Source organism: Curtobacterium sp. MCLR17_043 (assembly GCF_003224215.1).
In the GTDB taxonomy this organism is placed as follows: Bacteria; Actinomycetota; Actinomycetes; order Actinomycetales; family Microbacteriaceae; genus Curtobacterium; species Curtobacterium flaccumfaciens.
In genome coordinates, this window is the sequence record NZ_QKLH01000023.1 from 1 (window position 1) to 18,568 (window position 18,568).

19 protein-coding genes are annotated in these 18,568 nt (G+C 72.2%); 6 read left to right on the forward strand and 13 right to left on the reverse strand.

Going from position 1 to position 18,568, the window contains the following annotated elements:
* Window positions 1-40 precede the first annotated feature (40 nt).
* The 6 genes from DEJ03_RS16855 to DEJ03_RS18345 form a co-directional block, all read right to left on the reverse strand.
* Entirely contained in the window at window positions 41-1,156 is a 1,116-nt protein-coding gene (locus DEJ03_RS16855) for an NAD-dependent epimerase/dehydratase family protein (protein WP_110865530.1), read from the reverse strand.
* A complete protein-coding gene (locus DEJ03_RS16860) occupies window positions 1,156-2,349 on the reverse strand; it encodes a zinc-dependent alcohol dehydrogenase (protein WP_110865531.1) in 1,194 nt (397 codons plus the stop codon). The genes DEJ03_RS16855 and DEJ03_RS16860 overlap by 1 nt, the downstream gene beginning before the upstream one ends.
* 145 nt (window positions 2,350-2,494) lie before the next feature.
* Entirely contained in the window at window positions 2,495-3,409 is a 915-nt protein-coding gene (locus DEJ03_RS16865) for an aminoglycoside phosphotransferase family protein (protein ID WP_110865532.1), read from the reverse strand.
* Window positions 3,410-3,560: 151 nt separating this feature from the next.
* A complete protein-coding gene (locus tag DEJ03_RS16870) occupies window positions 3,561-4,196 on the reverse strand; it encodes a DNA alkylation repair protein (protein WP_181422768.1) in 636 nt (211 codons plus the stop codon).
* Window positions 4,193-4,996: a sulfite exporter TauE/SafE family protein gene (locus DEJ03_RS16875; RefSeq protein WP_110865534.1), complete on the reverse strand. Its 804-nt coding sequence runs from the start codon at window positions 4,994-4,996 to the stop codon at window positions 4,193-4,195. Before DEJ03_RS16875 ends, DEJ03_RS16870 begins: the two co-directional genes overlap by 4 nt.
* A gap of 169 nt (window positions 4,997-5,165) precedes the next feature.
* Window positions 5,166-6,362 carry a peptidoglycan DD-metalloendopeptidase family protein gene (locus DEJ03_RS18345; RefSeq protein WP_110865535.1) on the reverse strand — a complete coding sequence of 399 codons (1,197 nt, stop codon included), beginning with the start codon at window positions 6,360-6,362 and terminating at the stop codon, window positions 5,166-5,168.
* 159 nt (window positions 6,363-6,521) lie between these two features.
* Here DEJ03_RS18345 and DEJ03_RS16885 point away from each other — a divergent pair, with 159 nt between their 5' ends.
* On the forward strand, window positions 6,522-8,402 hold the full coding sequence (locus DEJ03_RS16885) for a gamma-glutamyltransferase family protein (protein ID WP_110865558.1): 1,881 nt from the start codon (window positions 6,522-6,524) through the stop codon (window positions 8,400-8,402).
* Window positions 8,403-8,545: 143 nt separating this feature from the next.
* Here the strand turns inward: DEJ03_RS16885 and DEJ03_RS16890 are convergent, their stop codons facing one another.
* Window positions 8,546-9,589, reverse strand: a complete 1,044-nt coding sequence (locus tag DEJ03_RS16890) for an NAD(P)-dependent alcohol dehydrogenase (protein ID WP_110865536.1) — start codon at window positions 9,587-9,589, stop codon at window positions 8,546-8,548.
* Between the two features lie 22 nt (window positions 9,590-9,611).
* On the reverse strand, window positions 9,612-10,226 hold the full coding sequence (locus DEJ03_RS16895; RefSeq protein WP_110865537.1) for a DUF805 domain-containing protein: 615 nt from the start codon (window positions 10,224-10,226) through the stop codon (window positions 9,612-9,614).
* A gap of 123 nt (window positions 10,227-10,349) precedes the next feature.
* Between DEJ03_RS16895 and DEJ03_RS16900 the strand changes: the two genes are divergently transcribed.
* The 3 genes from DEJ03_RS16900 to DEJ03_RS16910 all read left to right on the forward strand — a co-directional run bounded on the left by DEJ03_RS16900 (window position 10,350) and on the right by DEJ03_RS16910 (window position 12,716).
* The gene (locus DEJ03_RS16900) at window positions 10,350-10,790 is read left to right on the forward strand and encodes an OsmC family peroxiredoxin (protein ID WP_027467170.1); all 441 of its coding nucleotides are present in this window, start codon (window positions 10,350-10,352) and stop codon (window positions 10,788-10,790) included.
* A 95-nt stretch (window positions 10,791-10,885) separates the two neighbouring features.
* On the forward strand, window positions 10,886-11,140 hold the full coding sequence (locus DEJ03_RS16905; RefSeq protein ID WP_110865538.1) for a hypothetical protein: 255 nt from the start codon (window positions 10,886-10,888) through the stop codon (window positions 11,138-11,140).
* A 58-nt stretch (window positions 11,141-11,198) separates the two neighbouring features.
* Window positions 11,199-12,716 carry a threonine/serine exporter ThrE family protein gene (locus DEJ03_RS16910; RefSeq protein ID WP_110865539.1) on the forward strand — a complete coding sequence of 506 codons (1,518 nt, stop codon included), beginning with the start codon at window positions 11,199-11,201 and terminating at the stop codon, window positions 12,714-12,716.
* 100 nt (window positions 12,717-12,816) lie between these two features.
* Here the strand turns inward: DEJ03_RS16910 and DEJ03_RS16915 are convergent, their stop codons facing one another.
* Window positions 12,817-13,011 (reverse strand): DUF2795 domain-containing protein, encoded by a 195-nt coding sequence (locus tag DEJ03_RS16915; protein ID WP_027467172.1) that lies wholly within the window; start codon window positions 13,009-13,011, stop codon window positions 12,817-12,819.
* Window positions 13,012-13,102: 91 nt separating this feature from the next.
* Window positions 13,103-13,786, reverse strand: coding sequence for a TetR/AcrR family transcriptional regulator (locus tag DEJ03_RS16920; protein WP_027467173.1), 684 nt, complete (start codon window positions 13,784-13,786; stop codon window positions 13,103-13,105).
* Window positions 13,787-13,955: 169 nt separating this feature from the next.
* On the opposite strand from DEJ03_RS16920, the gene DEJ03_RS16925 reads away from it, so the two are divergent.
* The gene (locus DEJ03_RS16925) at window positions 13,956-14,273 is read left to right on the forward strand and encodes a hypothetical protein (RefSeq protein ID WP_027467174.1); all 318 of its coding nucleotides are present in this window, start codon (window positions 13,956-13,958) and stop codon (window positions 14,271-14,273) included.
* Window positions 14,274-14,371: 98 nt separating this feature from the next.
* On the opposite strand, the gene DEJ03_RS16930 is transcribed toward DEJ03_RS16925, so the two are convergent.
* Window positions 14,372-15,298 carry an SDR family oxidoreductase gene (locus tag DEJ03_RS16930; RefSeq protein WP_110858602.1) on the reverse strand — a complete coding sequence of 309 codons (927 nt, stop codon included), beginning with the start codon at window positions 15,296-15,298 and terminating at the stop codon, window positions 14,372-14,374.
* Window positions 15,299-15,496: 198 nt separating this feature from the next.
* Between DEJ03_RS16930 and DEJ03_RS16935 the strand changes: the two genes are divergently transcribed.
* Window positions 15,497-16,237 carry a hypothetical protein gene (locus DEJ03_RS16935; RefSeq protein ID WP_110865540.1) on the forward strand — a complete coding sequence of 247 codons (741 nt, stop codon included), beginning with the start codon at window positions 15,497-15,499 and terminating at the stop codon, window positions 16,235-16,237.
* 6 nt (window positions 16,238-16,243) lie between these two features.
* Here the strand turns inward: DEJ03_RS16935 and DEJ03_RS16940 are convergent, their stop codons facing one another.
* Together DEJ03_RS16940 and DEJ03_RS16945 are read right to left on the reverse strand one after the other, a co-directional pair.
* Window positions 16,244-17,026, reverse strand: a complete 783-nt coding sequence (locus DEJ03_RS16940) for an endonuclease/exonuclease/phosphatase family protein (RefSeq protein ID WP_110865541.1) — start codon at window positions 17,024-17,026, stop codon at window positions 16,244-16,246.
* 38 nt (window positions 17,027-17,064) lie between these two features.
* Window positions 17,065-18,567, reverse strand: a complete 1,503-nt coding sequence (locus DEJ03_RS16945) for an LCP family protein (RefSeq protein ID WP_110865542.1) — start codon at window positions 18,565-18,567, stop codon at window positions 17,065-17,067.
* Window position 18,568 lies beyond the last annotated feature (1 nt).

Consider the following 18,568-nt stretch of genomic DNA (forward strand, 5'->3'; position numbering starts at 1 on the left):
AGATGTGTATAAGAGACAGCCCCCGGCCAGCCCAGCCCACTCAGCCGCGCAGCGGCCCCGACCCCGGAACGTTCGCACCGTCCGCGAACCCGGCCACGAGTGCACGCAACGCTTCTTCGGAGGTGTGTCGGGCCTCCCATCCGAGCACCGACCGGGCACGGTCGGTCCGCATGATCGGCACGCCGGCGGCGATGTCGATCCACCCGGCGTCCGTCGGCTGCAACCGCAGCCGCCACGTCACCGTCACGACCCCGCGCAGCAACCGCAGCGGGATCCGGACGGCACCGAGCATGCCGAAGGCGCGCGCCAGTCTCGGCGGGTTGAGCACGGGCGACGCGGCGATGTTGAACGCCCCCGCTGCCCGTCGGTCGACCGCGCGCCAGTAGGCGTCGGCGACGTCGTCGGCGTGCACGGCCTGGAACACGAACGGGTACGGCAACGGCAGCACGAGCCAGCGAATCCACCGCACGATCGACATCGGCACGAGGTGTCCGAGGAACAGCCCGCGGATCTCGGCGGCGGCGTCCCGCTGGAAGATCAGTCCCGGGCGCAGCCGGGTGACGGTCACGGAGGGGTGGTCGGCCTCAAACGCGTCCATCGCGGCCTCGTTGGCGGCCTTGTGGATCGAGTACGTCGCCGTCGGGATGCCGTCCGTCGGCCAGCTCTCGTCCACAGGGGTGCGCTTGCCGTCGACGTCCACTCCGCGGTAGGCACCGACCGACGACGCGACGACGACCTGGGGCACCTCGGCGCGCGCGACGGCCGCCAGGACGTTCGCCGTCCCGGTCACGTTCGTGCGGTGCTGCGCGGGGATGTCGTGCGTCGGCTGGAGCGCCCACGCCAGGTGGATGACGGCATCGGCGCCCTGGAACACGGCCGTGAGCTGGTCCACGGCGTCCGCGGCGCCGACGTCCACGGCGTGCCAGACGGCGGCGGCGTACGGCTCCGCGCGCAGGTCCGGCAGCCGCCGGGCGACACCGACGATCTGGACGCCGGCAGCGTCACGCGCGACGTCACCGGCGGCGTGACGGCCGGTGTCACCGTCACCGGCGGCGTGACGGCCGGTGTCACCGTCGTCGTCGGCGCGCACGGCCGCGAGCCGACGGAGCACCGCCGTCCCCACGTTTCCGGTCGCGCCGACGACGACGATACGCATCAGGCCGCGGCCATCGCGGGGTCGAGCACGACCTTGACGCAGTCGTCCTGCTTCTTCTGGAAGACCTCGTACATGTGCGGGGCATCCTCGAGCGAGACGCGGTGGGTGGTCAGGTCGAGCGTGCCGAGCGGGTCCGACGGGTCGGAGACGAGCGGCATGATGTCGTCGATCCAGCGCTTCACGTTGCACTGGCCCTCGCGGATGGTGATCTGCTTGTCGAACAGCGTCATCATCGGCATCGGGTCGGCCATGCCGCCGTAGACACCGCTCAGCGAGACGGTGCCGCCGCGGCGGACCAGGTCGATGGCAGCGTGCACGGCCGCCAGGCGGTCGACGCCGGCCGTCTCGATCGCCTTCTGCGCGAGCTTGTCGGGCAGCAGGCCGGCGGCGCGCTGGGCGAAGCCCGCCATCGGGTTGCCGTGGGCCTCCATGCCGACGGCGTCGACGACCCCGTCGGGGCCACGGCCGTCGGTCAGGTCGACGAGCTCGGGCACCAGGTCCTTCGTCAGGTCGAACACCTCGGCACCGTGCTTCGCCCCGAGGTCACGGCGGACCTGCTCGGGGTCGACGGCGAGCACGCGGTAGCCGAGGTGCTTGCCGATGCGGGCGGCGAACTGGCCGACCGGACCGAGGCCGAGCACGGCGAGCGTGCCGCCCTCGGGCACCTGTGCGTACTGCACGGCCTGCCACGCGGTCGGCAGGATGTCGCTCAGGAACAGCCAGCGGTCGTCGGGGGTGCCGTCGTCCGGCACGACGATGGGGCCGTAGTCGGCGTGCGGCACGCGCAGGTACTCCGCCTGGCCACCCGGGACCTGGCCGTACATCTTCGTGTAGCCGAACAGCGAGGCACCGGTGCCGTACTCGGTCACCTGGGTGGTCTCGCACTGCGACTGCAGGCCGTGCTGGCACATCCAGCAGTGGCCGCAGGAGATGTTGAAGGGGATGACGACCCGGTCGCCGACCTTCAGGTTCGTGACGCCGGATCCGATCTCTTCCACGATGCCCATCGGCTCGTGGCCGAGGACGTCGCCGCGGTCGATGTACGGGCCGAGCACGCGGTACAGGTGCAGGTCGGAGCCGCAGATCGCCGTGGAGGTGATCCGCACGATCGCGTCGGTCGGCTCCTGGATGGTCGGGTCGGGGACGGTCTCGACGGACACCTTCTCGGTGCCCTGGTAGGTCAGTGCGCGCACGTTGCGTTCCTCTCGTGGTCGCTTCGAGCCTGCCTGGAGGCACGACTCGCGTTCCCCTCCTCGGTACGCGCCCGCCCCGTGGACGCTCCCAGCCCCGCGTCCCCCTCGCGGACGTCGGCGCGGGTGGGCAGCGGTGGTCGCGACCTCAGGCGAGGACGGCTGCGAGGACCCGCTCGTGCTCGTCGCGACCACCCGGTCCGGCACTGCCGGCGAGCATGATGAGCGCCTTCCACAGCGCCCAGCCCCGGGCGCGCGCCCATGTGTCGTCGTCCAGGTCGACCGCCTGCCGGAACACCCGTCGCGCCGGGCCGTCCAGCATCGTCCACGCGAGCACGAGGTCGCACGCCGGGTCGCCCACGCCGCACGTGCCGAAGTCGATCACCGCGCACAGCCGCCCGGTGTCGTCGACGAGCAGGTTGCCCGGGGCGACGTCTCCGTGGAACCAGACGGCCGGCCCGTCCCAGCGGCTGGCGAGGGCCTCGGCCCAGACCGCTTCGCACGCGCCGCGCTCGACGACGGCGCCGCCGGTCCTGCCGCTGCTGCTGCCGCCGCCGCCGCCGCCGAGCGTGTCGAGCGCCGTCCGCACCTCGGCGTCGTACACGGACGGGTGCTCCCCCCGGTGGAACGAGTGCGCGCCGGCGGTGGGGCCGCCCGTCGCCGGGACGCTCCGGAGCTGCCGGAGCACGGCACCGACCTCGGCAGCGAAGCGCTCGTGGTCGAGGTCGTCGACCTGCACGGCGGGCACCCCGTCGAGCCACCGCCGCACCGACCACGGGAACGGGTACCCCTGGCCCGGTTCCCCGAGCGCCACGGGCTCCGGGACGGCGACGTCCAGCCGCCGGGCGAGGTACGGCAGGACGTCCTGCTCCTTCTCGACCGCGGGCACGTAGCCGGCCGCGCTCGGCAGTCGGACCGACAGGGCGTCCCCGAGCCGGTAGGTGCGGTTGTCCCAGCCCTGGTGGTCGACCTCGCGCACGGGCAGGTCGGCCCAGTCGGGGAACTGCTCCGCGACGAGTCGTTCGACGAGTCCGGCGTCGATCCGGGGCACCTCGGTGTGCATGCCCGCAGCCTAGGCGTCGGACCGGCATGGCGGTGGGGCCGGCGCGCGACGGCGGCCAGCGGCGGGTCGGACCCGCACCGGGCCTCCCGGCCGTCGCCTCAGGCGGGTTCTGCCAGGGCGAGCAACGCCTCCCGCACGACCGCGAGCGCCGTCAGCCCCGCAGGCGGTCGCGCTCCGCCGGCGGCAGGTGCTCGGTCGCCGTCCGGCGAGCCGCCGGGCTGAGGAACCGGCCACTCTGCTCGAGGAACGCCACGAGCGCCGCCTCGGACGCCCGCTTCCCCGTCTCGCGCAGGACCAACCCGATCGCCGACTGCACCGTCTCGCTGCGCTCCCGCACCAGGCGTCCGGCGATCCCGAGCGGTACCTCGGCGTCGCCCTGCTTCACGAACGCCAGGGTCGCGACGACCGCGATCCGGCGGACCATCGCGACGTCGGACTTCGCCAGCGCGAACAGCGGACCGGTCGAAGCGCCCAGCAACGGTGCGCCGACGAGTTCCTCGGCCGCCAGGTCGACGAGCACCGGGTCCTCGAACCGCTCGGCCTTCGCCGCCGACAGGTACTCGTCGGTGAGCTCCGGGTCGGGGTGCGCCCGCATCGCCTGCACGAGCAGCAGGACGGCGACGAGCTTCGCGCCGTCGTCCTCGCTCCAGAGCAGCGCCGAACGCTCGCCCTCGTCGAGGTCGTGGAACTGCCGCGCGACCCTCCGGGCCGCGGCGACGTCACCGGTGGTGCGGGCGAACGCCGCCAGCACGGCCTCAGCGTCGCGCCCCGCCTGGAGGCCCGTCACGCGACCTCCCCCTCGCTCGCGTCGTTCTGTGGTGCCCTCCGACGTCCGCGGCTGAGCACGATGACCGCGACGAGCACCAGGAACGCCGCGAACAACCAGGTGCCCACCTGCGGATCCACAAGGCGCGCCAGCACGGCACCGCCCGGAGAGCACACGGCGGCGGTGATGCCGACCGTCAGGCCGACCCGCAGGTCGACCGCGCGACGCCGGAGGTTCGCGACCGTCCCGGACACCGACGTCGGCACCATCGTGAGCAGCGACGTGCCCTTCGCCAGCAGGTCACCGGCACCGAGCACGACCTCGAGCCCCGGCACGATGACGACCCCGCCTCCGACGCCGACGAGCCCGGACAGCACCCCGGACAGCAGCCCGAGCAGCAGCAGGACGATCGCTTCGACGACGCCGAAGTGCACCTCGCCACCGCGGGTCGGCACCGTGGTGAACAGCGACACGAGCACGACGGCGATGAACCCGACGAAGATCCACGGCAGCGCGCGGAGCGGCAGGGCACGGAGCAGCCGGGCACCGATCGGGGCGCCGATGACGCTCCCGACCGCCAGGGTCAGGGCCGCGAGCCAGTGCACCTCGCCCTGCACGGCGTAGGTGACCGCGCCGACGACGGCCGCGGGGGCGATCGCCACGAGCGATGTGGCCGAGGCCCGACGCTGGTCCATCTGTGCGAAGGCCATGAGCGCCGGCACCACGATGACCCCACCACCGACGCCGAACAGCCCGGACAGGACGCCCGCCAGGACCCCGATCGCCACCAACACGAGCACCGTTCCGCCGCGCTTCCTCATCCCGCCCAGGCTATCCGCGCCGCGGGCGTGCTCTCGCACCGTGCGAGGTGCGTGCGAGGTGGCCCGCACTTGGAGTGCAGAAATGGTCGGGTGCCCGAAGACGACCCGACCATTTCTGCTCACGAAGCGAACGACGAACCGCCCCGCGACCCCGCGACCCCTCCCCGCCTCAGCGGAAGTGCATGTTCTTCAGCGGGTCGACGAGGGTGCCGTTCCGCCGCGTCTCGACGTGCACGTGCGGCCCCGTCGACTGCCCGGTGTTGCCGGACTTCGCGATCTCGGTGCCGAGCTTCACGATCTGCCCCTGCTTCACCTCGATCTTGCTGAGGTGCGCCGTCAGCACCGCCGTCATGCCGTACGTGACGACGATGTAGTTGCCGTAGGCCGCGTCGTTCGCGATGGTCTTGGTGACCGTCCCGGTCCCGGAGCCGTACACGGCCGTCCCCACCGGCACCGGGGCGTCGGTGCCCTGGTGGTAGCGCGGCACGTGCCCGGCGCCGCGGTCGTCGCCGTACCGGCCGGTGATCTTCGTGCCGTTGACGGGCCAGGCCAGGCCGGTGACCGGTCGGCTCGACCAGACCCGGGTGTCCTTCGCGCCGTAGAGCACGACGTTGCCGTCGACCTGGACGAGCAGGTTGCCGGACCCGGCGGTGCTGGTGCGCGAGCTCCAGAGCGCGACCTTCTTGCGCGAGGCGTCACGGGTCCAGATGACGAAGTTGCCCTTGGCCTGCAGCTCGGCCCAGGCGCCGGGGTGTCCGCCGGTGCGCGACTGCCAGACGACGCGACCGCTGACCTTCTGCACCAGGTTGCCGTCGGTGCGCATGTTGAGGATGCGCGTGTTCGAGGTGTCGGATCGCAGCACGGTACCGCCCAGGATGGTGTTCCCCGACGGGACGCGGTCCTGGTAGCCGTTCCAGCTCACGACGACGGTCTTGCCGGCGAGCAGCGCCATCGTGCCGTCGGCGCGCACCTTCAGCGCGGTCGAGTTCACGGTGCCGGCCGAGGCCCAGCGGGCCACACGCTTGCCGTTCTTCGTGATGTCGAGGGCGCGGTTCTTGCCGACCACGGCGATCGCGCCGGAGTTGCCGGCGGTGTTCGACGCCCACAGCACACGGTTGCCGATGCCGTACTCCACCAGGTTGCCGTCGCCCTGCATGATGAGCTTGAACTGGCCGTTCGGCGACGTGACCTGGTCGCCGGGCAGGATCTTGGTGCCGGCCGGGGCCGAGCCGACCCAGACCGCAGAGGCCGCTGCCGGTTCGGCTGTCGCCACGAGCGCCCCCGCCGCCAGGGCCAGTGCCGTCACGGCGCCGGCGATGCGTGGGAGTCGGCGCGCACGTGCGACGGTCGACGGAGTGGTGGTCATGGATCCCCTGCCCTGGAACCGACCGTGCGAGCGCGCGGTCGTTCGGCGCTCGCCCTGCACGAGTCGCCGAACGATGTTCGCTTTTCTGCGCGGGGTGCACAACCCCTTGGACGGGGGGTGTACAGCACGGAGCCGATCGCCGCGGGACAGGATGGGACCATGTCGACGCCGAACCCCGCCTTCGTCCCGCCCGCTGCGCAGACCACCCGTCCGGACCTGCGGGGCACGTTCGGGATGGCGGCGTCGACGCACTGGATCGCGACGGCGACCGCCCAGTCGGTGCTCGAGCGCGGAGGCAACGCGTTCGACGCGGCCGTGGCCGGGGCCTTCGTCCTGCAGGTCGTGGAGCCCCACCTGAACGGCCCCGGGGGCGACCTGACGGCGGTCTTCGCGACGGCGGTCAACCCCGTGCCGACGGTGCTGGTCGGTCAGGGTCCCGCGCCCGAGGGCGCGACCCCGGAGCACTACCGCGCCGAGGGCCTCGACCTGGTCCCCGGCTCCGGCGCGCTGGCCGCGACCGTCCCCGGCGCGGTCGACGCCTGGCTGCTCCTGCTCCGCGACCACGGCACGTGGGAACTGGCCGACGTCCTCGCCCCCGCGATCGGGTACGCCCGCGACGGCCACCCGGTCGCACCTGCGGTGGTCCGGACGATCACCGCCGTGCGCGGCCTGTTCGAGCAGCACTGGCCCACCTCCGCCACGCAGTGGCTGCCGGGAGGCACGGTGCCGGTCCCCGGGGACCTGGTGCGCAACGACGCACTCGCCGCAGTGCTCGACCGGCTGATCGAGGCCGGCGCCGGTGCCGGCAGCCGGACCGGCCGCATCGATGCGGCCCGGTCCGAATGGGCGGAGGGGTTCGTCGCCGAGGCGATCGACCGGTTCGTCCGCGAACCGCACCGGCACGCGTCGGGCACCGACCACGCCGGGGTCATCCGGGCGTCCGACCTGGCGGCGTTCCGCGCGTCGTACGAACCCGCGACGACCGCCGAGTTCCGTGGCTGCACGATCGCCAAGACCGGACCGTGGGGCCAGGGTCCGGCGCTCCTCCAGACGCTGCGGCTGCTCGAACCGCTCGACGACGCCCTGCTCGACCCGTCGACCGAGCTCGGCGCGCACACGATCGTCGAGGCGCAGAAGCTCGCCCTCGCCGACCGCGAGGCGTTCTACGGCGACGGCGAGGTCCCGATGGACGTCCTGCTCTCCGACGCCTACGCCGACGAACGTCGTACGTTGATCGGCGAGCGTGCTTCGGCCGAGCTCCGACCCGGCACGATCGCCGGGGTCGAGCACGCGCTGCCGCCGGTCCGGACCTCGTACGACTCCGCCGGGTCGGTCGGGGTGGGCGAGCCGACCGTGCAGGTCGCCCGCGCGGCCGAAGCCGACACCGAGGTCCCGCCCGCCGCTCCGCTCGAGGACCGCGGCGAGCCGTTCGTCACCCCCGACGGCGAGACCCGCGGCGACACGTGCCACATCGACGTCGTGGACCGCTGGGGCAACATCGTCAGCGCGACCCCGTCCGGCGGGTGGCTGCAGTCGTCGCCGACGATCCCCGAGCTCGGGTTCTGCCTCGGCACCCGACTGCAGATGACGTGGCTCGAACCGGGCACGGCCTCGACCCTGCGGCCCGGCGAGCGCCCCCGCACGACGCTGACCCCGACCCTGGTGCTCCACGACGGGCAGCCGGTCGCCGCGCTCGGTTCCCCCGGCGGTGACCAGCAGGACCAGTGGCAGCTGCTGTTCCTGCTGCGCTGGATCGTCGGCGGCTACTCCCCGCAGCAGGCCATCGACGCACCGGCGCTGCACACCACGTCGTTCCCGGGGTCGTTCTGGCCGCGCACGTGGGAGCCCGCCGGACTGGTCGTCGAGGACCGCCTGGGCGACGAGGTCATCGCGGCGCTCGAGGCCCGCGGACACGTCGTGACCCGCGGCGGTGACTGGAGCCTGGGCCGGCTGTCGTGCGTCACCCGCGACCCGGACACCGGGATCCTGGGCGCTGCCGCGAACCCGCGCGGCGCGCAGGGCTACGCCGCGGGACGCTGACCGGCGCCCGTTCCTTCCCAGAACACCCGCACTGGAAAGTGGAATCGGGCGTACCTGGTCAGAACTTCCGACCAGGTACGCCCGATTCGACCAGGTACGCCCGATTCCGCCAGGTACGCCCGAATCGACCGGGTACGCCCGGTTCAGAGCGTCGGGACGACCACCGCGCGACCCGAGAGCTCCCCGGCCTCGAGCTTCCGGTACGCCTCGAGTGCGTCGGACAGCGCGTAGCGCTCGACGTCGGGGACGATCTGGCCGGCGCGGTACATCGCGACGACCTCGTGCAGGTCCTCGATCGTGCCCCAGTAGGTGTTGGTGATCGTCGACTCGTACGGCGTCGCGAAGAAGTTCCACTCGGTGGTGCCGCCCGCGATCCCGACGACGGTGAACCGCCCGCCGACCGCCATCGAGGCCTGCGCGACCTTGATCGTGGGGGTGGCACCGACGAAGTCGAAGGCCGCGTCGACGCCACGTCCGCCGGTGATCTCGCGGATGCGCTCGGCCTGGTCCGGGCCGCCGGGGACGGTGATCGCGCCGCGGGCGGCGGCGCGGTCCATCGCGTCCTGCTTCATGTCGGTCGCGATGACCGTGGCACCGGTGAGCGCCGTGAGGATCTGCACGGCGATCTGCCCGAGGCCACCGAGCCCGACGACGAGCGCGAAGCGACCGCCACCAGCCAGGTTCGGCAGGGAGTTCTTGATCGCGTGGTACGGCGTGAGCGCGGCGTCGCTCAGCGGTGCGGCGGCGATCGGGTCGGCGTCGCCGAGCGGCACGAGGTTCCGCGCCGGGACGCTCACGTACTCCGCCATGCCACCGTCGCGCCCGAGGCCGATCCCCATGTAGGGGTTCGTCGCGGCGTTCTCGCAGTAGGCGTCCTGCCCCTTCGAGCAGTACGAGCAGTGCCCACAGCCGACCGGCCCGTAGACCAGGTAGGCGTCGCCCTCGGCGAAGCCGGTGACCCCGTCGCCGACGGCCTCGACCCAGCCGGAGTTCTCGTGGCCGAGCACGAAGGCGGGGGCCTGGGCTCCCGGCTGCCCCTGCTGGAACTCGCGGTACACGGCGACGTCCGAGTGGCAGGCACCGGCGCCGGCGACCTTGAGCAGGATCTCACCCGGCCCGGGTGCGGGCTTCGGGACCTCGGTCAGGGACGGGAAGGTCTGGTACTGCTCGAACACGACGGCGCGCATGGGGTTCTCCTTTGATCGCCCTTCACGCTACACCTGTCGTTGAGGACGACATGTGTCGCCCAGTTGCCTCGGGACCACGCCCTCCCGCGAACAGTCCGCGGTCGAACCGTGCCCCACCAGGGCGCGACGACCGCGCCACCATGACACCCAGCACGACCGCGCCGAGCGGTCCGGTGAACACGAGGAGCAGGATCCACAGGCCGGCGTGGTCCCGGTCGTGCAGTCGCCGCACGAGCAGCGACCACCGGGGCACGATGGTCAGGATCGTCGGGACGAGGATCGCCAGGTCCCACGCGTCCGGCCAGACGTCCCGCCCACCGCTGCCCCAGCCGAACCACCCGTCCCGCCCGCGGTCGATCAGGTGGAACGAGACCCGCGGTGACGGGACGACCCCGAACGGGTCGACGTACATCTCCCACCGCCCGCCGGTCCCGTGCACGCCGACGACCCAGAGGGCGACCCCGACCAGCGCGAGCTCGAGCGCGACCACCCACCAGAACTCCGAGCGACTCGCCCGCCCGTGGAACCGCCACCCCTGCGTCCAGAACCGGAGCCAGGCGACCACCGGGTTCGTCACGTCGGCCGGACCCTGCTCGAGCACGGACTCGCGGAAACCCGTCACGCTGCTGCCCCCCATGTGCCAGATCGTAGGGCAGACCTGCGTCTTCGCCGTGAGCCCATTGCGAGAACGGTCGTTCTCCGATTGACTCAGGAGCGGTGGTCCCGTTCGGGGCCGCTCCCCCACACGAAAGGAGCGGGCATGCCCACTCGCACCGCACGCACCGCCTGGAACGGCGGCCTCGAGGACGGTTCCGGCCAGGTCGAACTCTCGAGCTCGAAGGTCGGCACGTACGACGTCTCGTTCCCGAAGCGCACCGCCGAGGACGCCGGGGGCACCACGAGCCCCGAGGAGCTCATCGCCGCCGCACACTCCGCCTGCTACGCCATGCAGTTCTCCGCGGTCCTCGGCGAGGCCGGCGGCACGGTCGAGGCCCTCGACGTCAAGGCCGACGTCTCGCTCGGCCCGGACCCGGCCGGCGGCTTCCGCCTCACCGGCATCGTCCTGACCGTCAGCGGCGAGGTCTCCGGCATCGACGAGGCCGCCTTCCTCAAGGCCGCCGAGGACGCCAAGGCGACCTGCCCCGTCAGCAAGGCGCTGACCGGCGTCGAGATCACGCTGCACGCGACCTTCGAGCAGTAGGCGCGGGACGTAGGAGCGTCACCACCTGACGGACGGGAGGCCCGTGGCGACCCCGCCACGGGCCTCCCGTCCGTCGTCCACCTACGCTGGGTGCCGTGCCCCGCTTCCTCGCCACCCCGACCCTCGTCGCCCTCTGGCTCGGCCTGCTGGCCGTCGTCGTCGGGATCGTGTTCGTGCTGACGACTCCGACCTTCACATTCGGCTTTGCAGCCTTCGCCCCGCTGTCCGACTACGCGTTCGTCGCGGGGAGCCGCCCATGGCAAGCGACGGTGGGACCGGTCCTCGTGCTGGTGGGCGCGGTCGTCGCGGCGTTCGCCCTCGGTCGTCTGAGCACGCGCCGCCGGGGCTGATCCGAAGGCGTCCAGCGGACGTCCGGACTCGGCCGCCGTCGACTGGCACCATGGCGTGATGGCCGAGCAGCACCCCCCGGGCCCGCACAAGCCGGGCCGCCCACCCCGGCCACGACGCCGCAGCCTCGCGCAGCACGACCTGCGCGACGCACGAGCCCGCCTGCGCGGGACGATCTACGAGCACGTCGAGCCCGACGCCAAGGGGCGCGACCAGTACACGGCGACCCAGATCGTCGACTTCTGCCTCGACCTGGCCGAGGTCATGCTCGCCTCGGGTGCCGACACCCGTAGCGTCGAGACGGCGGTCGTCGCGGTCTCGACGAAGTGGAACCTCGCGCCGCTCGACCTCGACTTCTCCGGCAGTTCGGTGACCATCCAGTACGCCCCGGCCGACGTCCCGCCGCTCGTCAAGGTCCGCACCGTGCGGTCGGACGGCTCCGACCTCGACAAGCTCGCGCGGGCGAACCAGATCGTCGACGACCTGATCCACGACGACCGCGACATGACCTCGGCGGTGAGCGCCCTGGTCGCCGTCCTGCGACTCCCGCCGCGGTGGCCGATGTGGCTGTCCGACGTCGGCCTGTCGATCCTCGGCATCTCGATCGCCGTGCAGGCCGGAGGCGGGTGGCGGGCCGGACTCGGGGCGTTCGTGCTGATGCTCGGGATCATCGTCTCCGGGCGCTGGCTGACCGACCGGGGGTACCCGCAGTTCTTCGTGTCCGGGGCGCAGGGCGCGGTGGCGTCGGCGATCGGCACGCTGGCCATCTGGGCCGGCGTACTGAACGCGAACGGCGCCGCGACGATGGTCGCGGCACTCGTGGTGCTCCTGCTGCCGCACCCGTCCCTGGTGACCTGGGCGCAGGACGCCATCTCGGGGTTCCGGGCGATGGCCGTGGCCCGGGCGTTCTACATCGGGCTGGTCATCGCGGCGATCGTGGTCGGGGTGCCGGCCGGGATCGCGATGACGCACTGGCTGCGGATCGAGGTCGACCCGTCCGGCATCGTGACGCAGACCCTGCCGCTCTGGGCATCGCTGTCGCTGACCGTGGTGTCGGCGGGCGCGAACTGCTTCGTGCAGCAGGCGAGCGCCCGCGTGATCCCGGTCGCCGTGGTGTTCTCGGTCGCCGCCGGTGCCGCGCTGTGGGCACTGCGGCAGGCCGGGCTGCCGCTCCTCGGGGCGACGTTCCTGGCGGCGGTGCTGCTCGGGGTGCTCTCGACCTACGCAGCCGTCCGGATGCGCACGGCCGTGGCGGCGATCGCGGTGCCGGCGTTCTGCGGGGCGCTGCTGCCCGGTGTCGCCGTGTCGAACGCCCTGCTGAACTTCATGTCCGGCTCGTCGAGCGCCGCACTCGACTTCGTGGCGGCGGTGTCCGTGGCGCTCGGGATCGGCGCTGGCCTGGTGCTCGGCGGGCTCTTCGCGACGCCCGGTGCCCGTCGAGCGCTCCGCCGGACGCGTCGGGTCGTCGTGCACTCGGTCCACAACGACACCACGGCGCTCCGCGTCATCCGTGACACCGGGTACGACCCCGGCGACGGTTCGGTGCCGCGCGGGTCGCGCTCGGGCGGCACTTCGTGAGCTGCGAGGCCGGCGCTTCGTAAGGCGCTTCGTGAGCAGAAGAGGTCGAGTGCGACGCACGCACCCGACCTCTTCTGCTCAACAAGTGGGTCCGCCACGCTCAGCCGGCGTCGGACACCGCGCTCGACACCGCGGTCGGGGCGTCGTACTCGCCGTCCGGGATCGCGCGGAGCGCCTCGAGGACGTCGTCCGGGGCGCCCTCCTGCTCGGCCGTCGAGACCACGTCGTCCTTGGACGCCGGGTAGTCGATGCCGCTCAGGTACTTCTGGACCTGGATGGGGTTCGGTGCTGCCATGTCGGTTCCTTCCGTCAGGTTGCGCCTCCCGGAGTACCCGCGGGGCGCTGCACGACGACGCGGGGAACGCGCTCCGCGGACGAACCGCCGGTCAGATCTCCCAGCTGCCCGAGTCGTCGTCGTCCCACATCGCCAGACGGCGGGCGGCCTGCGGCTCGTACCGCTCCATCCAGCCGCGCTCGAGCCGGGCGACCGCGCGGTCGAACGCCGCCACCAGGTCGAGCTCGGCGCGCAGCAGGGCCTGCAGCTGCAGCCCCTCGTACAGGGCGATGAGCTGCTCGGCACCGCGGCGCGGGTCCATCGTGTGCGGGGCACGGCCGATCGCGACGTCGTGCTCCAGGCCGCGCTTGATCTGCGCGAAGAAGAGCTGGTACCGCGACCGCAGGTAGGTCGCCATCGGGTGCGCCGGGTTGCCCGCGACGGACAGCAGGGCGACGAGCAGGCGCATCAGGGCCGGGTCCTCGGCGTTCGAGGCGACGATGGCGCGGAGCAGGTCCACGGTCGAGCCGTCACCGACCTCGTGCGTGACCTCGTCCATCCGGGCACCGTTCCAGCGGTCCAGCGCGGCGAGGACCAGGCCGTCCCACGACGGGAAGTGCTGCTCCAGCTCGGCGACGCTGATGCCCATCCGCTCGGCGACCTGCACCGGCCGGGCCTCGTGGAAGGGGACGTCCCGGAGCAGGTCGACGGTGGCACCCACGATCGTGATCCGCAGGTGCAGCGTGGCCGCCGCGGCCGCTGCGGCCTGCGTGTCGGCGCTGGTGTGTTCGAGCATCGTGCCCTCCGTCGTCCCCGGACGTCCTGTCCGTGTCACCCCGGGTCCGGGGTACCTCCATCCAAACGCAGAACGGGGGACATAAGAATCCCCGGTACGGGTGTCGGCACAAGGGGGGACAGACCACGACGTCGAGCCGGTTCGCGGCCGTCCGTGCGACCATGCGGGCATGACCCCGAACGACCCCACTGCCCAGGGACTCGCGACCATGGCCTCGACCGGCTTCGAGTTCGGCGGCGACCCCGACCAGGTGGCGCACGACGTCCGGGCCATGTGGGAACAGCTCGGACGCCCTGCCGGTGCGTTCGAGGCGGCGGCCCGGGCCATCGCCGTGCTGCCCCAGCGCCCCGAGGTGCCGATCGCCGACCAGGCCCGCCGTCGCGCGTTCGAGCAGGCGATCGGCATCAACCCCGTCGAGGTCGAGCTGGCCGCCGCGATGTCGGCGCGCGAGCTCCTCGAGCGGATGGCGCGCTCCGTCAGCTGCTGACGCGACCAGGCGCCGCGGACCGGACCACACGGACGACGGGAGGCGCGGTACCCACCGGCCACCGCGCCTCCCGTCAGAGTCCCGTCAGGAACAGCGCCCTACGGCGTCGGCATCCCACCGTCGACGTGCAGCGTCTCGCCCACGACGTACGACGACTCACCGCTCGCCAGGAACACGTAGGCCGGCGCGAGCTCGGCCGGCTGGCCCCAGCGGCCCAGGTAGGTCTGCTCGCCCGCGCTCGGCAGCGCCTCCGGCGGCTGACCGCCGGCCGGCTGCAGCGGCGTCCAGATCGGGCCCGGAGCAACCGCGTTGACGCGGATCCCCTTCGGCGCGAGCTGCGCGGCCAGGCCCTTCGCCATGTTGTTCACGGTCGCCTTCGTGGCCGCGTAGTGCACCAGGTGCGGCGACGGGGCGTACGCCTGGATCGACGTCGTGTTGATGATCGTGGAGCCGGGCTGCAGGTGCGGCACGGCGGCCTTCGTGATCCGGAACGTCGCGTACGCGTTGGTCTTGAAGGTCTCGTCGAACTCCTCGTCGGAGATCTTGGTGATGTCGTCGACGTTCTGCTGCTTGCCGGCGTTGTTCACCAGGATGTCGAGGCCACCGAGCTGCTCGACCGCGTCGGCCACGAGCTGCTCGCAGACCTCGAGCGAGGTGATGTCGCCCGGCAGTGCGACGGCCTTGCGTCCGGCGGCCTCGATGAGCCCGACGATGCGGTCGGCGTCCTCCTGCTCCTCGGGCAGGTACGAGATCGCGACGTCCGCACCCTCGCGGGCGTAGGCGATCGCCACGGCGGCACCGATGCCGGAGTCGCCACCGGTGACGAGTGCCTTGCGGCCGGTCAGACGACCCGAGCCGCGGTAGGTGTCCTCACCGTGGTCGGCGGGGACGTTCTGCGCCATCTCCGCGTCGGTGCCGGCACCCTCGAGGTACTGCTCGTCGGGCTTCTTGTCGGCGTACATCTTCGTGGGGTCCTGCATCACGTACTGGTCAGGCCCGGTCTGGTCGTTCTGCTGGTCCGTCATGCCGCCGACGGTACGCAGGGGGTCGCTGCGGGCCGTCCAGGAGGCTGTCCCCCGTTGCGCGGAGCGGCCTACGCCCGCCGGCCGCACCACTCCAGGGCCGCAGGTGCGTGATCCTCGTTTGTCACGGTCCGGTGACGGGCAGGCTCCGATTCGGTAACACCTGTCGTTCTGTTCCGATCGAGGCCCTACCGTCGAACGGTGACTCCTCGGACCCTGCTGGCGCTCGGCGCCGCCGTGCTGGCCTTCTCGGCCGGTGCGCTCGCGTTCGACGGCACCGCCGGGCTCGGGGCCGACGTGGCCGTGGCCGCCGAGACCTCGCACGACGCCGCTCCGGTGCATGTGACGAAGGCGGAACTCCGCCGGGTGGACTCGATCGAGCTCGACGCCGAGGCACTCGTGCTCCGGAACGGCGACGACACCGTGGTCAAGTCCTCGATGCGCGACTCCGGTCTGACCGTGAGCGTCCTGAACCGTCTGCTCGGCACACCGTCCCGCACGCAGACGGCCGAGGGAGACGGCGGGGCGTGCTTCCCCGCCGGCACCACCTACACCTGGGGCGGCGCCATCCGCGTCGCAGCCCTGACGACCGACGCGGCGGCCGGCAACGCCGTCGAGATCCGGGTTCTGCGCGACTCGGTCCGCAGCGTGCTCGGCCGGCAGATCGAGCTGATCGGCCCGGGCGGTGTCCGGGTGGGCGACGACATCGCGGACGAGATCGCCGACGCTCCCCGCTCGGAGCGGGTGTCCTACGGCTCGGACGACTCGCGCGCCTGGCAGCTCCTGCTCCGCGAGGGCTGGGCCGACCGGCACGACGACGACGACGAGTCGAGTGAGCACTCCGACGACGCCGGCACCAACGGGGTCTCCGCCCTGACGAACGAGACGACCGTCACGGTGCTCGGTTCACCGATGCCCGTCCACGCGCAGCGCAGCTGCTGAAGCGACTCAGACCCGCAGTGTCGCGATCACCGGGAAGTGGTCGCTGGCGAACCAGGTCTCGGGGCCGTCGTGGTCGATGACGATGCGGTCCACGGCGCTGACGTCGCGGGTGAGCACCCAGTCGATCCGCTCGCCCGAGTCGACCGGCGGCTGCCAGTCGTTGAACGTGGCGGTGCGGTCGGCGGGGTCCCCCACGGCGAGCCAGGCGTCGGCGAACCCGGCCTCGGCGAACACCCGCGAGGCCGTCCCGCTGCCCGCGGGTTCGTTGCAGTCCCCCGCGAACACGACCGGGCCGGTGGTGCCCGCCAGTCGTTCGGCGATGAGCGCGGCACTCCGGCCCCGGACCTCGTCTCCGTGCGCACCGGGCTCGTGGTCCAGGTGCGTGGTGAGCAGCGTGAACGCGGGCCCCTCGGCGTCGAGGAACCGGGCGTGGTTCGCGATCCGCGGGTACAGGCTGCCCCAGGTGTTCGAGACGGGCTCGTCCGGGGTGTCCGACAGCCAGAACGACCCCTCGTCGGACGGACGGAACCGGTCGCGGCGGTAGAAGACGGCCGCGTGTTCGCCGGCGTCACCGCCCTCGCGCCCCTGTCCGACGTCGGCGTGGTCCGGCAGGCCGGCACGCAGGTCGTCCATCTGGTGCGCGAAGGCCTCCTGCACGCACAGCAGGTCGGGGTCGTGCCGGTGGATCAGGTCGAGCACGACCGGCAGGCGGGCCGGCCAGTCGTGCGCGGGGTCCGGGTTCTTGATGTTGTAGGTCATCAGGACGATCGGGCGTGCGGCGCTGGTCACACCGTGAACCTACCGACCGGTTGCCCGGCGGGTTCCCATCAGTTGATGCAGGTGCCCTCGGTGCCGTAGTTGTGCACGTCGGTCGACTTGGCCGTCGGCTCCTTCGCGGGCTTCTTCGTCGGCTTCGAGCCGGTGCTGGAACCGCCGGTCGACGGCGTCGACGCCCCGGCGCTCGGCTCGGTCGCGATCGGCTTCGCGGTCTTGCCGTCGGTGCCGAGCACGAGCGTGACACCGGTGACCGCACTGGTGCGGACGGCGACGGCGCCGGGCACCACGGACGCGATGGCCTTCGCCTGCGACTCCTGACCGGCGGGGTACTGCACCTGGGTGGTCTTCGTCGTCGCGGACGAGCCGGCCGGGGCGACCTGGAAGCCGCGGGCGGCGAGGACCTGCCCCGCAGCCGTCGCTGCGCCCTCGACCCCGCTGCCGTTCAGCACCGTGACCGAGGTGTTCGCCGGCTGTGCGCGGCCGGCCTTCGTGTACGCCTCGGGTTCGCCGACCAGGCCCTGCACGAACGCGGGCAGGCCGACGGTGTCGACCTCGACGATCGACAGGGCGGAGCCGTTCACGTAGATCGTCGGCGTGCCGAGCGTCGGGATCGTGGCGGACTGGATGTTGCCGGGCCGCAGGTTGCGCATCTGTGACGCCAGGTCGATGAGGTCGGTGTCGGTCTGGATCGATCCGCCGACGGCCTTGAGGATGTTCCCCATCTTCACCGGGTTGAGCAGCGTCCCCGCCGACGTGACCTTCCGGGCCTCCTGCGACAGGAAGTACTGCTGGCGGACGTTGCGGTCCAGGTCACCGTTCGGCAGGCCGTGGCGCTGTCGCACGAAGGACAGCGCCTCCTTCGCGTTGAGCGAGGACTTGCCCGCCGGCAGGTCGACGCCGGAGTACGGGTCGCTGGTGGCCTGGTTGAGGCAGACCTGCACCGGGCCGAGTTCCTTGACGACCTGGTAGAAGCCGAGCAGCGAGACGCGGACGTAGTGGTCGATCTGCAGGCCGCTCAGGTTCTCGATCGTCTTGATGAGCATCTTCGCACCGCCGGTGTCGCCACCGCCGTTGAGCGTGCCGTAGTAGAAGGCGCTGTTGAGCTTGCCCTTGCCGACGTCCGGGATGTCGACGTAGGAGTCACGGGGGAACGAGATCATCGTCGCCTGGCTGCCGTCGGCGTTGATGTGCAGCACGATCATCGTGTCGGTGTTCGTCGCACCACCGTCCGACGTCGTGCTGAGTTCCGCCATCTGCTCGGGGGTGGCGTTCTCCGGCCGGTGGTCGTCGCCGACGAGCAGGATGTTCTGCGCCTTGCCGTCGACGTCGTCCTTCGTGTCCTTCTTACCGGTGATCGCGTTGACGATCGTGACGCCGTCGGACAGCTGGTTGTACGCGTACCCCGCGTAGCCGACGCCCAGCAGGAGGGCCATCGTGAGCACCCCCGCGACGGCCGGGAACACGACGCCCGCCCGACGCTTCTGGCGCCCGTGGCGCGGCGTCGCGGCACCGCGGTGTGCGGGCTCGGTCGTCTGCTCGGGTTCGTTGCTCACC

Excerpts from the sequence above, each read along its gene's own strand:
- DEJ03_RS16855 (WP_110865530.1), bottom strand. The coding sequence starts at position 1,156 with ATGCGTATCGTCGTCGTCGGCGCGACCGGAAACGTGGGGACGGCGGTG.
- DEJ03_RS16865 (WP_110865532.1), bottom strand. The coding sequence starts at position 3,409 with ATGCACACCGAGGTGCCCCGGATCGACGCCGGACTCGTCGAACGACTC.
- DEJ03_RS16875 (WP_110865534.1), bottom strand. The coding sequence starts at position 4,996 with ATGAGGAAGCGCGGCGGAACGGTGCTCGTGTTGGTGGCGATCGGGGTC.
- DEJ03_RS18345 (WP_110865535.1), bottom strand. The coding sequence starts at position 6,362 with ATGACCACCACTCCGTCGACCGTCGCACGTGCGCGCCGACTCCCACGC.
- DEJ03_RS16885 (WP_110865558.1), top strand. The coding sequence starts at position 6,522 with ATGTCGACGCCGAACCCCGCCTTCGTCCCGCCCGCTGCGCAGACCACC.
- DEJ03_RS16890 (WP_110865536.1), bottom strand. The coding sequence starts at position 9,589 with ATGCGCGCCGTCGTGTTCGAGCAGTACCAGACCTTCCCGTCCCTGACC.
- DEJ03_RS16895 (WP_110865537.1), bottom strand. The coding sequence starts at position 10,226 with ATGGGGGGCAGCAGCGTGACGGGTTTCCGCGAGTCCGTGCTCGAGCAG.
- DEJ03_RS16900 (WP_027467170.1), top strand. The coding sequence starts at position 10,350 with ATGCCCACTCGCACCGCACGCACCGCCTGGAACGGCGGCCTCGAGGAC.
- DEJ03_RS16910 (WP_110865539.1), top strand. The coding sequence starts at position 11,199 with ATGGCCGAGCAGCACCCCCCGGGCCCGCACAAGCCGGGCCGCCCACCC.
- DEJ03_RS16915 (WP_027467172.1), bottom strand. The coding sequence starts at position 13,011 with ATGGCAGCACCGAACCCCATCCAGGTCCAGAAGTACCTGAGCGGCATC.
- DEJ03_RS16920 (WP_027467173.1), bottom strand. The coding sequence starts at position 13,786 with ATGCTCGAACACACCAGCGCCGACACGCAGGCCGCAGCGGCCGCGGCG.
- DEJ03_RS16925 (WP_027467174.1), top strand. The coding sequence starts at position 13,956 with ATGACCCCGAACGACCCCACTGCCCAGGGACTCGCGACCATGGCCTCG.
- DEJ03_RS16930 (WP_110858602.1), bottom strand. The coding sequence starts at position 15,298 with ATGACGGACCAGCAGAACGACCAGACCGGGCCTGACCAGTACGTGATG.